The sequence below is a fragment of the Pseudomonas sp. 5P_5.1_Bac1 genome (assembly GCF_025466015.1).
GTDB lineage: Bacteria > Pseudomonadota > Gammaproteobacteria > Pseudomonadales > Pseudomonadaceae > Aquipseudomonas.
This window is the reverse complement of record NZ_JANLNX010000091.1, coordinates 39,748-54,525: the sequence shown is the minus strand read 5'-3', so window position 1 is coordinate 54,525 and position 14,778 is coordinate 39,748. Positions and strand designations below refer to the sequence as shown.

12 protein-coding genes and 1 pseudogene are annotated in these 14,778 nt (G+C 61.4%); 6 read left to right on the top strand and 7 right to left on the bottom strand.

What is annotated here, in order from left to right:
* Positions 1-136: 136 nt before the first annotated feature.
* A complete protein-coding gene (locus NTD82_RS18640) occupies positions 137-1,468 on the bottom strand; it encodes an OprD family porin (protein ID WP_262129755.1) in 1,332 nt (443 codons plus the stop codon).
* A 341-nt stretch (positions 1,469-1,809) separates the two neighbouring features.
* Between NTD82_RS18640 and tauA (NTD82_RS18635) the strand changes: the two genes are divergently transcribed.
* From tauA (NTD82_RS18635) to tauD, 5 genes are all read left to right on the top strand, one after another.
* Positions 1,810-2,784 carry a taurine ABC transporter substrate-binding protein gene (tauA, locus tag NTD82_RS18635; protein ID WP_262129754.1) on the top strand — a complete coding sequence of 325 codons (975 nt, stop codon included), beginning with the start codon at positions 1,810-1,812 and terminating at the stop codon, positions 2,782-2,784.
* A gap of 225 nt (positions 2,785-3,009) precedes the next feature.
* Entirely contained in the window at positions 3,010-3,987 is a 978-nt protein-coding gene (gene tauA, locus NTD82_RS18630) for a taurine ABC transporter substrate-binding protein (RefSeq protein ID WP_175652940.1), read from the top strand.
* Positions 3,988-4,001: 14 nt separating this feature from the next.
* Complete coding sequence (gene tauB / locus NTD82_RS18625) at positions 4,002-4,796, top strand: taurine ABC transporter ATP-binding subunit (RefSeq protein ID WP_262129753.1); 795 nt, start codon at positions 4,002-4,004, stop codon at positions 4,794-4,796.
* The gene (gene tauC, locus NTD82_RS18620) at positions 4,793-5,629 is read left to right on the top strand and encodes a taurine ABC transporter permease TauC (protein ID WP_262129752.1); all 837 of its coding nucleotides are present in this window, start codon (positions 4,793-4,795) and stop codon (positions 5,627-5,629) included. Before tauB ends, tauC begins: the two co-directional genes overlap by 4 nt.
* A gap of 23 nt (positions 5,630-5,652) precedes the next feature.
* Positions 5,653-6,486 (top strand): taurine dioxygenase, encoded by an 834-nt coding sequence (gene tauD / locus NTD82_RS18615; RefSeq protein ID WP_262129751.1) that lies wholly within the window; start codon positions 5,653-5,655, stop codon positions 6,484-6,486.
* Positions 6,487-6,615: 129 nt separating this feature from the next.
* On the opposite strand, the gene NTD82_RS18610 is transcribed toward tauD, so the two are convergent.
* Genes NTD82_RS18610 through NTD82_RS18595 form a run of 4 tightly spaced genes read right to left on the bottom strand, consistent with a single transcriptional unit; the run spans position 6,616 to position 12,177 of the window.
* Positions 6,616-7,539, bottom strand: a complete 924-nt coding sequence (locus NTD82_RS18610; RefSeq protein ID WP_262129749.1) for a sulfonate ABC transporter substrate-binding protein — start codon at positions 7,537-7,539, stop codon at positions 6,616-6,618.
* A 3-nt stretch (positions 7,540-7,542) separates the two neighbouring features.
* Complete coding sequence (mgrA, locus tag NTD82_RS18605) at positions 7,543-8,580, bottom strand: L-glyceraldehyde 3-phosphate reductase (protein WP_262129748.1); 1,038 nt, start codon at positions 8,578-8,580, stop codon at positions 7,543-7,545.
* A gap of 11 nt (positions 8,581-8,591) precedes the next feature.
* Entirely contained in the window at positions 8,592-9,923 is a 1,332-nt protein-coding gene (locus NTD82_RS18600; RefSeq protein ID WP_262129747.1) for an LLM class flavin-dependent oxidoreductase, read from the bottom strand.
* A 1-nt stretch (position 9,924) separates the two neighbouring features.
* A complete protein-coding gene (locus NTD82_RS18595; protein ID WP_410017068.1) occupies positions 9,925-12,177 on the bottom strand; it encodes a TonB-dependent receptor in 2,253 nt (750 codons plus the stop codon).
* 214 nt (positions 12,178-12,391) lie between these two features.
* On the opposite strand from NTD82_RS18595, the gene NTD82_RS18590 reads away from it, so the two are divergent.
* Positions 12,392-13,432: a LacI family DNA-binding transcriptional regulator gene (locus NTD82_RS18590; RefSeq protein WP_262129745.1), complete on the top strand. Its 1,041-nt coding sequence runs from the start codon at positions 12,392-12,394 to the stop codon at positions 13,430-13,432.
* A gap of 115 nt (positions 13,433-13,547) precedes the next feature.
* Here NTD82_RS18590 and NTD82_RS29410 read toward each other — a convergent pair.
* Both NTD82_RS29410 and NTD82_RS29405 read right to left on the bottom strand, forming a co-directional pair.
* Positions 13,548-13,635: pseudogene (locus NTD82_RS29410) on the bottom strand (hypothetical protein); the annotation flags it as partial.
* A gap of 819 nt (positions 13,636-14,454) precedes the next feature.
* Positions 14,455-14,622, bottom strand: a complete 168-nt coding sequence (locus tag NTD82_RS29405) for a DUF4225 domain-containing protein (protein WP_371864346.1) — start codon at positions 14,620-14,622, stop codon at positions 14,455-14,457.
* Positions 14,623-14,778: the final 156 nt, after the last annotated feature.

Genomic DNA, 14,778 nt, shown 5'->3' with positions numbered 1-14,778 from the left:
GGCTTCACTGTGCCTGTGGTCGCGCCAAATTAAAAAGAATAAATATTGATTTATTTAGAACTGAAAGAAATAACAAATAACAGACAAAACAACGCCCGCGCGGCGTGAAGCCGGGCGGGCGTTGTTGTATCTCGCCTTACAGCAGCGGGATGGAGTAGCTGAGGATCAGACGGTTTTCGTCTTGGTCCCGTTGGTTGTCAATGTCGGTGCGCCACATGGCGTTTTTCCACATGACGCCGAAGTTCTTCAGCGGACCTTCCGGTACGACGTAGGCCACAGTGATATCCCGCTCCCATTCGGTGCGGTCACCAGTGATGGTATCGATGTTATCGCCCTTCAGGTAAACCACGCCTGCGGTAAGACCTGCCAAGCCGACCTTGGCGAAGTCGTAGGAGTAGCGAGCTTGCCAGGTGCTCTCACCGGCACGGCCGAACTTCTGGATCTGCGAGTCGGTGATGGTGTAGTTGGACGAGCCGTCACCCTGGTTCAGCCAAGGGAAGTCGCTATCGCCACGGCTCTTCTGGTAGCCGCCACCGAAGGTGTGACCGGCAACGCTGTACAGGAACAGTGCGCTGTACAGGTCGTTGTCGACCTTGCCTCTGGTGGTGGTGCCGCCGTAATAGCCGGTGGTGTAGTAGGCCGCCGTATCACCGTTTTTGCCATCATCGGTGCTATGGAAGTAGCGGAAGTCCGACTTCAGAGTACCCGGGCCGATTGCCCAGTTGTGTACCGCGCCCAGGAAGTGCTGTTTGTAGAAGTCTTCCAGGTTGCCGTAGTAGTACTGCAGCAGCAGGTCCTTGGTGACCTTGTAGTCAGCACCGGCATAACGGAACTGGTTGCTGAACTTACCGGTACGAGCGTTGTTGGCGCCAGCGATGGACAGCCCTTCACTGCTCGAGGAGTTGCGGCCCTTCACGTGCTCGATCTGACCACCGATCAGGGTCAGGTCCTTGATCTCGTTCGAGGTGATCTGACCACCTTCGAAGGTTTGCGGCAGCAGACGACCGTCGTTGTACGAGATGACCGGCAGCTTCGGCAGCAGGGTGCCGTAGCGCAGTTCGGTCTGGGAAACTTTTACCTTGGCGGTGGCGCCCAGGCTGGAGAAGTCGTTGACTGCACGGCCGTCGCTATCGGTAGGGAAAACCAGACCACCGTAAGCACTGCTGTCACGGTTGCCGTGACGGCCCTTGCCAGAGTCAAGACGGATGCCCAGCAGCCCGATAGCATCAACACCAAAACCAACGGTGCCTTCGGTGTAACCCGAGGTGTAGTCCAATTGGAAACCTTGGCCCCACTCTTCCGTGTAGTTCGGTTGGGTGGTGCTGGTGCTGTGGTTACGGTTGTCTTGGTTGATATAGAAATTGCGCAGCTTCAAGGTAGCTTTGCTGTCTTCAATAAAACCGGCAGCGCCTGCTTGCTGGGCCAGAACCCCAAGGGCCACGGCAAGAGTCAGGGTCGACTTCTTCATAGATGAATTGCTCCTATCGTTTCTAATTCTTGTGGTTCGTTGACGGCAGGATCTGTCGTCCTGCTCGCCGTCGATGGTCGATTAGCACCAAAGGGTGACTATCAAGTCAATCGTAACTATTCGTTTCGCGACTTTGGTCTAATGCGTCGCGCTGGGGACGAAGGATAATGACAATTTGATAAATCCAAAAAGAATTATTTGTGTTTTTTTAAGATTTTTTCGGAATATCTCACGAAATTTTCACAAAGTATTCATACATAAGCTAATTACCAAAACGTATTTATATAGGCGGTCTTAGATCAATTAGTTTTATGGCTTTCCCCTCCCAGGAACCGGCCACCATGAAGCCCTCGCTCCCGCTCCGATTATTCACCGCCCTGGCCCTCACCGGCTTGACCCTGGTCAGCCACGCCGCCGCAATCACCGTCGGCTACCAGACCGGCATCGATCCCAGCAAAGTCCCCCAGGCGGACGGTGCCTACGAGCAGGCCATCGGCGAGAAAATCGACTGGCGGCGCTTCAACAGTGGCCCGGAAGTGGTCACCGCCATCGCCTCGGGCGACGTGCAGATCGGCAACCTCGGCTCCAGCCCGCTGGCAGCGGCGGCGTCGCGCAAGCTGCCGATCGTGGCGTTTATCGTCTCTGCGCAGATCAACGCCGCCGAGGCGCTGGTGGTGCGCAACGGCAGCGGCATCAACAGCCCGCAAGACCTGGTGGGCAAGACCATCGCCACGCCGTTCGTGTCCACCTCGCACTACAGCCTGCTCGGCGCGCTGAAGCACTGGAACCTCGATACCCGCCAGGTGAAAGTGGTGAACCTGCAACCCGCAGAAATTGCCGCGGCGTGGAAGCGTGGCGACATCGACGGCGCCTTTGTCTGGTCGCCCGCGCTGGGCGAAATCCGCAAGACCGGCAAGACCCTGACCGACGCCGCCGAAGTGGGTGGCTGGGGCGCGCCGACGTTCGAGGTGTGGGTCGCACGCAAGGACTTCGCCGAGAAGCATCCGGACGTGGTCGCCAAGTTCGCCAAGGTCACCTTGCAGTCCTTCGCTGACTACACCGCCAACAAGGCGCAGTGGACGGCGGATTCGCTGCCCGTGCAGAAGATCGCCAAGCTGACCGGCGCCAACCCGGCGGACGTTCCTGAACTGCTCGCCGGCTCCGCGTTCCCCGATGCCCAGGCACAACCGGCGCTGCTGCAGAACCAGACACCTGCCGCCATTGCCGAGACGGCGAAGTTCCTCAAGGAGCAAGGCAAGGTGGAGACGGTGCTGCCGGATTATTCGCCGTTCGTGAGTGCGAAGTTCGTGCAGTAAGCCCGGCCAGCTTCCCATAGAAACGGCTGACACCTGATTCAAGGCTCTTCGCGAGCGAGCTCGCTCCTACAGATTCAGCGCTTTGTAGGAGCGAGTTTGCTCGCGAAGGGCACCTCCCTTTCTTTGTCTCCTAAGCTAATTCGAAAAAGTTATTTATTTACGATTTCTTAGATCAATTAGTCTTTCACCACTTCCCACCCTATTCCGCCTGACCAGGAGTTCAACATGACCTTCTTCGCCCCACTGCGCCTGTTCTCCGCCCTGGCCCTGGCCGGTGCTGCGTTTTTCGTCCAGGCCGCGGACCTTACCGTCGCCTACCAGACCACCGTCGATCCGGCCAAAGTCGCCCAGGTCGATGGCCGTTATGAGCAAGCCAGCAAGGCCAGCATCGACTGGCGCAAATTCGACAACGGCGCTGACGTGATCACCGCCGTGGCCTCCGGCGACGTGCAGATCGGCTACCTCGGTTCCAGCCCGCTGGCCGCCGCCGCGACCCGCAAGCTGCCGGTGGAAACCTTCCTTATCGCCACCGAAATCGGCGCCGCCGAAGCCCTGGTCGCCCGCGATGGCGCCGGCATCAATTCGCCCCAGGACCTGGTTGGCAAGAAGATCGCCGTGCCCTTCGTCTCCACCGGTCACTACAGCCTTTTGGCCGCGCTGAAGCAGTGGAACATCGACCCAGCCAAAGTGCAGATCCTCAACCTCGCGCCACCGGCAATCACCGCGGCCTGGAAGCGCGGCGACATCGACGCCACCTACGTCTGGGACCCAGCGCTGGGCGTGGCCAAGGAAAACGGCAAGGTGCTGATCACCTCCGGCGAACTGGCGAAGAAAGGCGCACCGACCTTCGACGCCTGGATCGTGCGCAAGGACTTCGCCGCCAAGCACCCTGAAGTGGTCAAGGCCTTCGCCAAAGTGACCCTCGATGCCTACGCCGATTACCGCAAAGACCCGCAAGCCTGGCTCGCGGACAAGAGCAACGTCGACAAGCTGGTGAAGCTGTCCGGCGCCAAGGCCAGCGACATTCCGGCCCTGCTGCAAGGCAACGTCTTCCCGCTGGCCGCCGACCAGGTTGCCGCCCTCGGCGCGCCGACCACCAAGGCCATCACCGACACCGCCACCTTCCTCAAGGAACAAGGCAAGGTCGAGGCCGTGCTGCCGGATTACTCGCCGTACGTCAGCGCGTCGTTCATCACCAACTGAGTCACGGAGTCGTCATGGCCCTGTTACAACTGGAGCGCATCAGCGCACAGTACCCCGGCGCCGCCGAGCCTGTGCTGTCCGACATTTCTCTGAGCCTGGGCCCGCAGCAATTGCTGGTGGCCCTCGGCCCGTCCGGCAGCGGCAAGACCTCGCTGCTCAACCTGATCGCTGGCTTCGTCAGCCCGAGCGCCGGGCGCATCACCCTCGACGGCGTGCCGGTGCAAGGGCCGAGCGCCGAGCGTGGCGTGGTGTTCCAGGACGACGCCCTGTTGCCCTGGCAGGATGTGCTGGCCAACGTCGGCTTCGGCCTGGAGCTGGCCGGCGTCTCCCGCCCGAAGCGGGAGCAGAAGGCGCGGGAAATGCTCGCCCTGGTGGACCTCGCCGATTTCGCCGCGCGGCGTATCTGGCAGTTGTCCGGTGGCCAGAAACAGCGCGTCGGCCTGGCCCGCGCGCTGGCCGCCGATCCACGGGTGCTGCTGATGGACGAACCGTTCGGCGCGCTCGACGCGTTCACCCGCGAGCAGATGCAAGAGCTGCTGTTGCAGGTCTGGCAACGCACCGCCAAACCGGTGTTCCTGATTACCCACGACATCGAAGAAGCGGTGTTCCTCGCCACCGACCTGATCCTCCTGGCGCCCAACCCCGGCCGCGTGGTCGAGCGCTTGCACCTGGACTTCGGCCAGCGCTACGCCGCCGGTGAATCGGCGCGTTCGATCAAGTCCGATCCATGCTTTATCGAAACCCGCGAGCACGTACTGTCGCGGGTCTTTTCTCAACGCAGCGCCGCCGGGCGGCAGGAGTTCGCATGAGCAGTCTGGAACTGCCGGTGACGGCCAAACCTTCCACCGCGTCGCGCCCGCTCAAGGCACGGCGCTCCCTGAGCACCCGCTGGATCAGCGGCCTGACCCTCGGCGCCCTGCTGCTGGTGTGGTGGCTGGTGACGGCCGCGGAGTGGATCGAGCCGCTGTTCCTGCCCTCGCCCGAAGCGGTGGCGGGCAAGGCCTGGCTGTTGCTGACCCAGGGCTACATGGAATCGACCTTGTGGCAGCACCTCGGTGCCAGCCTGAGCCGTATTGGCCTGGCGCTGGGCGCGGCGATTCTCACCGCGATCCCGGTCGGTATCGCCATCGGCAGCAACCGTATCGCCCGCGGCATTCTCGATCCGCTGATCGAGTTCTACCGCCCTATTCCACCGCTGGCGTACCTGCCGCTGATCGTGATCTGGTGCGGCATCGGCGAGCTGTCGAAAGTGCTGCTGATCTACCTGGCGATCTTCGCCCCGATCGCCATCGCCACCGCCACCGGCGTGCGCACGGTCGATCCGGCCAAGCTGCGCGCGGCGCTGTCGCTGGGCGCGAGCAAGGTGCAACTGATTCGCCACGTGATCCTGCCGAGCGCCCTGCCGGACATCCTCACTGGCGTGCGCATCGGCCTTGGTGTCGGCTGGTCGACCCTGGTTGCCGCCGAGCTGATCGCCGCCACCAGCGGCCTGGGCTTCATGGTCCAGTCGGCGGCGCAATTCCTGGTCACCGACGTGGTGGTGCTCGGCATCCTGGTCATCGCCCTGATCGCCTTCGCCCTGGAAATGGGCCTGCGCGCCCTGCAACGCAAGCTGGTGCCCTGGCACGGCCAGAGCCACTGAACAACCGCATTAGTGAGACAGACATGAGCCTGATCATTACCCCGCTGAGCCCCGCGCTCGGCGCCCAAATCAGTGGCGTTGACCTGAGCCGCGATATCAGCGCGGAAGCGCGCGACGCCATCGAGCAAGCGCTGCTGACCCACCAGGTGCTGTTCTTCCGCGAACAGCCGATTACGCCAGCGCAGCAAGCGAACTTCGCCGCGCAGTTCGGCGACCTGCACATTCACCCGATCTACCCCAACGTGCCGGAAACACCGCAAGTGCTGGTGCTCGACACCGCCGTCACCGACGTGCGCGACAACGCCATCTGGCACACCGACGTGACCTTCCTGCCGACCCCGGCACTGGGCGCGGTACTGGCCGCGAAACAGTTGCCGGTGTATGGCGGCGACACCTTGTGGGCCAGCGGTATCGCCGCGTTCGAAGCGTTGTCGGAACCGTTGAAGATCCTGCTGGACGGATTGACCGCGACCCATGACTTCACCAAGTCCTTCCCGCTGGCCCGCTTCGGCTCCACGCCGCAAGACCTGGAGCGCTGGGAAGCGACCCGCCGCGCCAACCCGCCGATTTCCCATCCGGTGATCCGCACGCATCCGGTGAGCGGACGCAAATCGCTGTTCGTCAGCGACGGCTTCACCACCCGCATCAACGAACTGAGCGAGGCGGAAAGTGAGGCGCTGCTGAAATTCCTGTTTGCCCACGCCACCCGGCCAGAGTTCACCATTCGCTGGCGCTGGCAGGAAAACGATGTGGCCTTCTGGGATAACCGCGTGACCCAGCATTACGCGGTGGATGATTACCGCCCGGCGCGGCGGGTGATGCATCGGGCGACGATCCTGGGGGATGTGCCGTTCTGATGGGTTATCCACAGCCCATGGGGTGTGGATCGATCTGAATGCCCTGCTGTTGGTGATGGCCTCATCGCCGGCAAGGCCGGCTCCCACAGGTTCTGTGACCAACCTGGTTCCTGTGGGAGAAACCCTGACTCAGGGCAGCGCCTTCCTCACATCCAGTTTCTTCGGCAATAACCGGTTCTCATAGAACAGATCCGCCGTCGCCTGCTGTGCCTTGATCACCTCATCGGTAATCGGCAGCACCGGCGATGGCGGGCGGTTATCCACATAGTGGGCGACCACCGCTTCGGGCAAGCCCATCGAGTTGCTCAGCACCTTCAGGCTGGCGTCCCGCTCACTGCGGGTCAGGTCTTCGGCAGCGGTGAGCTGGTCCAGCAGGCTGTGGATAAACTCGCCGTTCTCCGCCACATAGTCGCGCCGTGCGGTGTACACCGGACCGGATAATCCCAGCCCTTCGCCATCGGCCAATTTGCGGCTGTGCCCTTCGCTCAACGCCAGCGAAACATACGGATCCCACACCGCCCAGCCATCGACGCTGCCGTGCTCGAACGCCGCGCGGGCATCCGCCGGCGTGAGGTACACCGGCTGGATATCCTTGAAGCTCAAGCCCGCCTTGTTCAGCGCCCGCAGCACCAGGTTGTGCGAGCTGGAGCCCTTCTGCAGCGCGACCTTGCGACCCTTGAGGTCGGTCACCTGCTGGAGCGGGCTGTCGCTGCGCACCAGGATCACTTCTGCCGACGGCTTGGCCGGCTCGGCGCCGATGTACACCAGATCGGCGCCCGCCGCCTGGGCGAACAGCGGCGGGATATCACCGGTCGAACCCACGTCCAGGCTGCCGATGTTCAGTGCTTCAAGCATCTGCGGCCCGGCCGGGAATTCGATCCATTGCACCTTGGTCCCGGCGAAGCGTTTCTCCAGCAGGCCATGTTCCTTGGCCAGGACCAACGCGATGGAGCCCTTCTGGTAGCCGATGCGCAATTCCTGCGGATCGGCGACCGCTGCCGTCGCCAGGCCCAACAGGGCCAGGCCGGCGCTCAGTAGTGCAATCGCCTTCATGCGTCACTCCGCCAACGAGGGTTTTTCCCAGAGGTTGATGCCACCTTCGACGGCATGACGGTCGATCAGCGCCAGCTCTTCAGCACTGAACGTCAGGTTGTTCAGCGCACCGACGTTCTCGATGATCTGCTCAGGCCGGCTGGCACCGATCAGCGCCGAGGTCACCCGCGGGTCGCGCAGGGTCCAGGCCAAGGCCAGTTGCGCCAGGCTCTGGCCGCGCGCCAGGGCAATTTCGTTGAGCGCGCGGACGTGCGCCAGGTTGGCCTCGGACAGGTGCGACGGCAACAGTGAACCACCGCCCGGCTTGTTGACCCGCGCGTCCTGCGGCACACCGTTGAGGTACTTGCCGGTGAGCAAGCCCTGAGCCAACGGGGTGAAGGCGATCACGCCGGCGCCCAGCTCATCGGTGACGTCCAGCAGGTCTTTTTCCACCCAGCGGTTGAGCAGGTTGTAGGCCGGCTGGTGGATCAGCAGCGGGACTTTCCACGCCTGCAACAGACGCGCGATTTCGCGGGTCTTGGCCCCGGAGTAAGACGAGATGCCGACGTACAGCGCCTTGCCCTGCTGCACTGCGGTGGCGAGGGCGCTGGCGGTTTCTTCCAGCGGGGTGTCCGGGTCGAAGCGGTGCGAATAGAAGATATCCACATAGTCCACGCCCAACCGCGACAGGCTCTGGTCGAGGCTGGCGAGGATGTGTTTGCGCGAGCCGCCGCCCTGGCCGTACGGGCCGGGCCACATGTCCCAACCGGCTTTGCTGGAGATGATCAGCTCGTCGCGGTAGCCCTTGAAGTCTTCACGCAACAGGCGACCGAAATTGATCTCGGCGCTGCCGTAGGGCGGGCCGTAGTTGTTGGCCAGGTCGAAGTGGTTGATGCCCAGGTCGAAGGCCGTGCGCAACAGCGCGCGCTGATCGCTCAGCGGCGTGCTGTCACCAAAGTTGTGCCACAGGCCCAGCGACAGCGCCGGCAGCACCAGGCCGCTGCGGCCCACGCGACGGTAAGGAATGGAGGTGTTGCGGTTTTCCGCAGCGACGTAGGTCATCGGTGTCTTCCTCAGGAGAAATAGGGGTTGTTCGGCCGGCTCAGGCCGAGGTGCTCGCGCAAGGTGCGCCCTTCGTAATGGGTGCGGAACAGGCCGCGCCGCTGCAGTTCGGGCACCAGGTGTCGGGCGACGTCTTCAAGGCCACCCGGCAGGTGCGGCACCAGCACGTTGAAGCCGTCGGCGGCTTCGTTTTCGAACCATTCCTGCAATTGATCGGCGATCTGCGTCGGGGTGCCAATCAGGCTGTGGTGCCCGCGACCGCCGGCAATGCGCCGTCCCAACTGGGCTAGGTTGAGGTTTTCGCGCACCGCCAGTTCGCTCAGCAGTTGCTGGCGGCTGCGCTGGCCGCTGTCGGTGAGCGGCAGCTCGGGCAGCGGGCCGTCCTGTGGATAACCGGACAGGTCGAAGTTGCCGAGCATGCGCCCGAGCAACGCGATGCCGACCTGCGGCTCAACCAATTCCTGAAACGCGGCGAACTTATCCTCGGCTTCGGTCTGGGTCTCGCCGACCACGATAAAGGCACCCGGCATGATCTTCAGCGAGTCGCGGCTGCGCCCGTAGGCGGCCAGGCGACCCTTGAGGTCGGCATAGAACGCCTGCGCTGCGGCCAGCGACGTCTGCGCGGTGAACACCACATCGGCAGTGCGCGCGGCCAGATCGAGACCGGCCGGCGACGAACCGGCCTGGACGACCACCGGGCGGCCTTGCGGAGTGCGAGCTACATTCAAAGGGCCCCTGACTTTGAAGTGTTCGCCCTGGTGATTGAGCAATCGTACTGAATCAGGCTTGTAGTACGTACCGGATTTCTTGTCGCGAACGAAGGCATCGTCGGCCCAACTGTCCCACAGCCCGACAACCACTTCATGGAACTCTTTGGCGCGAACGTACCGATCTGAGTGGCCAACGTGCTCGTCTAGGCCAAAATTCAGCGCTTCGGCGGCCGCATCGGACGTCACCAGATTCCAGCCTGCGCGCCCTCCAGACAGATGATCCAGCGAAGCGAATTTCCGTGCCACATGGTATGGCTCGTTGTACGTTGTAGTAGCTGTGGCCACCAATCCGATGCGCTCCGTGACCCCGCTCAAAGCGGATAGCAATGTCAAGGGCTCGAAGTGGTCGGAGCGTGCCATTCGGCTGGCAATTTCACCTTCGGCGGCGGCAACGCTGTCGGCGACGAAAATCGCATCGAAACAGGCGCCTTCCGCGACCTTGGCCAAGTGCCGGTAGTGCTGGATATCCAGTCCGGCATCCGCCGGAACATCGGGGTGACGCCAGGCGGCAACGTGATGCCCTGTTGCCATCAAAAAGGCGCCCAGACTCATTTGCCGTGGGGTTGTGCTCATGTCAGAAGTCCTTGCGAAGCTGGATGCCGAAGTAACGTTCGTCATCGCGCGGAACCGCGCGATAAACGTAGTTGCCCCCGGTAGCCAGAAGAGGTGAGTAGGATTTGTCCGCAAGGTTTTTGGCCAGCAGCGCCACGCGCCAGCCTTCGTTGTAATCGGCCAGGGCGACGCTGGCATTCCAGATGCCGTAAGCGCCCTGAACCGTGTCGGCGTTCTGGGAAATGTCGTACTGCACTTTGCTCTGCCAACTGAAATCGGTGCCCAGTTCGATATCCAGGCCGTTATCCAGCGGGATGCTGTAGTCGGCGCGCACGTAGCTCTTCCAGTCCGGGCTGTAAGGCAGTGGCTTGCCGTTGACGTTGCACGACGCCGCGGCGCCCGCCGGGCAGGCGAATTCATCGATGCGCGCCTTGGTGTAGGCCACGGCGCCGGAGAATTTCAGTTGCGAGGTGGCCTGCAGGGCGAAGTCCAGTTCCACGCCTTCGCTGCTGACGCTGCCGGCGTTGATCAGGCGGGTCACCACTTGCCCGGCGACGCTGTCGAAGAAGTTCGCCTGGTAGTTTTCGTACTCGGTATGGAACACCGCGACGTTGGTGGTCAGGCGGTTGTTCCACAGGCTGGCCTTGAGGCCGGCTTCCCAACTGTTGGAGGTCTCCGGCTTGAGCGCGTCGGTGTCACGCGGCTGCATGTTGAAGAACACGTTGTACGCCGGGCCTTTGTAGCCACGGGAATAGGTCAGGTAGCTGGTGATGTCGTCGGTCAGGTCGTATTGCAGGCCCAGGCGACCGGACCAGCCGTCTTCGTCCACCGAGCCAGAACTGCTGGTGCCCGGCTGGATGCCGTTGACCGCGACAGCCGAGGTGGAGACGCGGCGATGGTCGTATTCGAGGTCGTCGTGGGTCCAGCGCAGGCCGGCAATACCGCGGAACGTCGGCGTGAAGTTGAGGGTGCTTTCGCCGAACACCGCGTAGCTGTCGTTGGTGGTGCTGTAGTCGGCGACGCCCTGCTGGGTGACGGTGGTGGTCTTCAGGGTGCGACGGTAGGTTTCCTCGTCCTTGCCGTGCATGTAGAACAGGCCGCCGACGTATTCGAGGAACTCACCTTTCGGCGAGGCCAGACGCAGCTCCTGGGAGTACTGGTCGTAGGCCAGTTCGCCCTTGTCTTCGATGCCGGGGAAGGCCGCGCTGATGGTCGAAAGGCGGTCGCCGTCCTGCCACTGGGTGTTGTCCCAGCCGCGCCAGGCGGTGATCGAGGTCAGGGTGTAGTCGCCGAGGTTCCAGTCGAGCTGGGCGGACAGACCTTTGTTAATGTCTTCGACGTGGCTGCGGTAGTCACTGACGATATCGCGGTTGTCACTGTCGGCGCGCACCGGCGCCAGCGCGTTGGAAAACGCCGGCAGCAGCGACTTGCTGACCACGCCGTTGGGCGCGTCGTCATGGGATTGCAGGTAGTCGGCGGCGACGGTCAGGCTGAGGTCGTCGCTGGGGGTGAACACCAGCTTGCCGCGCACACCCTTGCGGTTGTAGCCGTTGACTTCCTGGCCGTTGGCCTTGTTGTCGACGTTGCCGTCGTAACTGCCGAACAGCGTGCTGATCGAGCCCTTGAGGGTGTCCGGGATCAGCGCGCCGCCGATGCCGAAGCGGGTGCGGCTTTCGTTGCCGCTGAAATACGACTGCTCGACGAAACCATGGGTTTCTTCGGTCGGGGCGCGGGTGGTGATGTTCAGTACGCCGGCCGAGGCGTTCTTGCCGAACAGCGTGCCCTGCGGACCGCGCAGCACTTCCAGGCGCTCGATATCCAGCAGGTCGAGGGTCGACTGGCCGGGACGGCCGAAGACCACGCCGTCGATCACCGTCGCCACGGTCGGCTCGACACCCGGCGAGGTTGAAATGGTGCCCACGCCGCGAATGAACAGCGAGGTGTCCTTGTTCGAGGCGCCGGTGCGGAAATTCAGGCTCGGCACCTGCTGCACGATGCTCGCCACGCTGTTGCGGTTTTCCCGCTCCAGTTGCTCGCCATCCACCACCGAAACCGCCACCGGCACCTTCTGCAGCGAAGCTTCGCGACGGGTAGCGGTGACCGTCACGGCCTTGAGGGTCGGGCTGTCGCTCTGAGCGGCGGGCGCCGTATCGGCGGCCATGGCAGGCGCGAACGGCAAGGCGCTCAGCGCGACCAGCCCGAGGCTCAGGCGTTGACGACGGATGGCCTGGGCCAACGGGGAAGTTGCGGGTACGAATGCGGCGCGGCTTTGCATGGTGTGCTACTCGAAGAATGCCCTGTCCACCGCGATCGCTGACCGCGGCGCCCTGATGAAACGTCAGCGCGGGGTCCTTGGGCATTCGCTCGTGCGAGTAGCAGACAAACCACTTTGTTAGCGCTAACATCGCCAGTATCATCGGGCGCCAAATAGATCGTCCAATAATGAAAAATTACTTTTATATGCCTTCTGGTTTTTAAGGACTGACGCAGTGAGCGATGAAAAAGCCCCCGTCCGCAAACGTCGCGGCGCCGGCCGCGTGACCCTGCAGGCAGTGGCCCGGGCCGCCGGTGTGTCGGCGATCACCGTGTCGCGTTACTTCAACCAGCCGGAATCGGTTTCCCCAGAACGCCGCGAGCGCATCGCCGAAGTGGTCGCGGAACTGGGTTACGTACCCAACCTCGTGGCCGGCGGATTGGCCTCGGCGCGGGGGCGGATCGTCGGCATGGTGATCCCGAACATTTCCGGACCGATCTTCGCCGACACCATCCAGGGCTTCAGCGACACCCTCAGCCGCCACGGCTACCAACTGCTGCTGGCCTCCAGCTACTTCTCCACCGAGCAGGAAGAAAACGCCGTGCGCGCCTTCCTCGGCTGGTCACCGGCGGCGCTGGTGCTGACCAGCCACTTCCACAGCGCGGCCACGGAAAAGATGCTCGCCGAGGCCGACATCCCGCTGGCGGAAACCTGGGACTACCGCCCGGAACGGTCGCCAATCCAGATCGGTTTTTCCCACCATGAAGTCGGCGTCGTCGCCACCCGCTACCTGCACGACAAAGGCTACCGGCGCATCGCCTTTGTGCAGAACAGCGCGGCCGGCGACTTCAGCGCGCTGGAGCGGCGTGACGGCTATATCGAGACCTTGAAGAGCCTGGGTGGTGAGCCGCGGGTATTCGCACCGGACACGGGCCTGGCGCCGTTCGAGGCGGGCAAGCAGGCGATGCTGTCACTGATGGACGCCGAGCAACGCCCCGACGCGATCATCTTCGCCAACGACAACCTCGCTGCCGGCGCGTTACTGGCGGGCCAACGCGCGGGGCTGAAGATTCCGCAAGACTGCGCGGTGATGGGGTTTGGCGATTACCCGTTCGCCGCCATGCTGATGCCGGGGCTGACCACGGTGAAGCCGCCGGCGTTGCAGATGGGGGTGCTGGCGGCAGAACGGGTGTTGCAGCAGTTGGGGGTGATTGAGGGGGAGGCGGAGCAGTTGAATTTGCTGGAGTGTCGGGTGATTGGGCGGGAGAGTGCTTGAAGCCCACCAGAGAACATCCCTGTAACGACCGGCGCCCTGTTCAAGCGTGCAGTAGCTGGACCCTGTGGGAGCCTTCGCGAGCAAGCTCGCTCCTACAGGCCCAGCCCGACAATGATCAACGCACCAGATGCAAATACTGCAAATGCCTTTCGTACTGGTCGAGGAATGTCGTTGATGATCGGTTCCTTGCTGGAGCCCATCAGCAGTGTGCATCTACAAGACTTTTCGCCTTATTCGAAACAATCGCCAAGGTTCCCACGCTGTAGGAATAGCAAAACAATGTAGAAAAATACAGATAAGAGAAATCCATGCGATTACAGGATAGTCATCTTCCAACCGGGGGAAGCACTTGTAAAATAGCATGCATTCTTTTTGCGTGAGTTCCATATGGAAAAAGCCACAAAAGAGGTTGAACACAACAACTGCCAAAGCTGATCCTGTTGTGTAATTTATACCCGAAAACCTAAACTTTAAATAATAAGAAATAGCCACAACCAACACCGCAAGAAAGACAAATACAACCGTGATCATTCATCCACCTCTTTAACCACCTGACTTGCCGCCCACAACCCCATAATAATTTCAAAAGTCTATCTCCGCTCCCAACGTCAGAATTTCGGCTTTTTCCGAAAAATCCACCTTGGCTCACTTTCCACCGGAAAAGCGAAGCAATGAAGAAAAACGCAGGCAAACGCAAACCAACTTAGAACTGGATAATCAAAATGCAGATTTGGGAAACATCCAATAAACTTAATGCAGCTATTCGCTATTATTTCCAGATGAAAAATCCCAAAAGGAAAATTGCAGGCCACACAGAGTAAGAAATGTCCCCCCGTAAAATTTTTTCCGGAAAACCTTCGGCGCAACCAGTAAGACACAAAGAGAATCAGAGAGGAGGAAAAAATAAATGCCGCCGTAATCACTTATCAACCTCCTCCATAATCTGAAGAGAGGTGAGCCAGGCTATATACGCTTCAAATATAAGCGCCCCACTGCCCATCAGTTTGTAGGCCGGAACATGGTCAGTTTTCATTCTGTAAAAAAGTTTCCACGAACTTAAGAACAGGACGTACAAGTCCATAGCCAGCTAACCCCATATCTGCCAGCCAATAGGCAACACTGCCTTGGCTCTTAGTGCCTCCGACAGCGACTGCAGCGTTCTGATACATACCTCTAACAGGCCCGACCACATCAGACCCGTCGGTCCAGAGATTGGCGCCATTAACTCTTAACAATTAACACCCCAGAACTAATTTGAATTTTTCGCACGAAAAACCCAGCGTTTAATCTTCGAGTTCACGGGAAAAGCGAAGGCATGCAGAAATAGACATGCCAGAGCCGCCCAA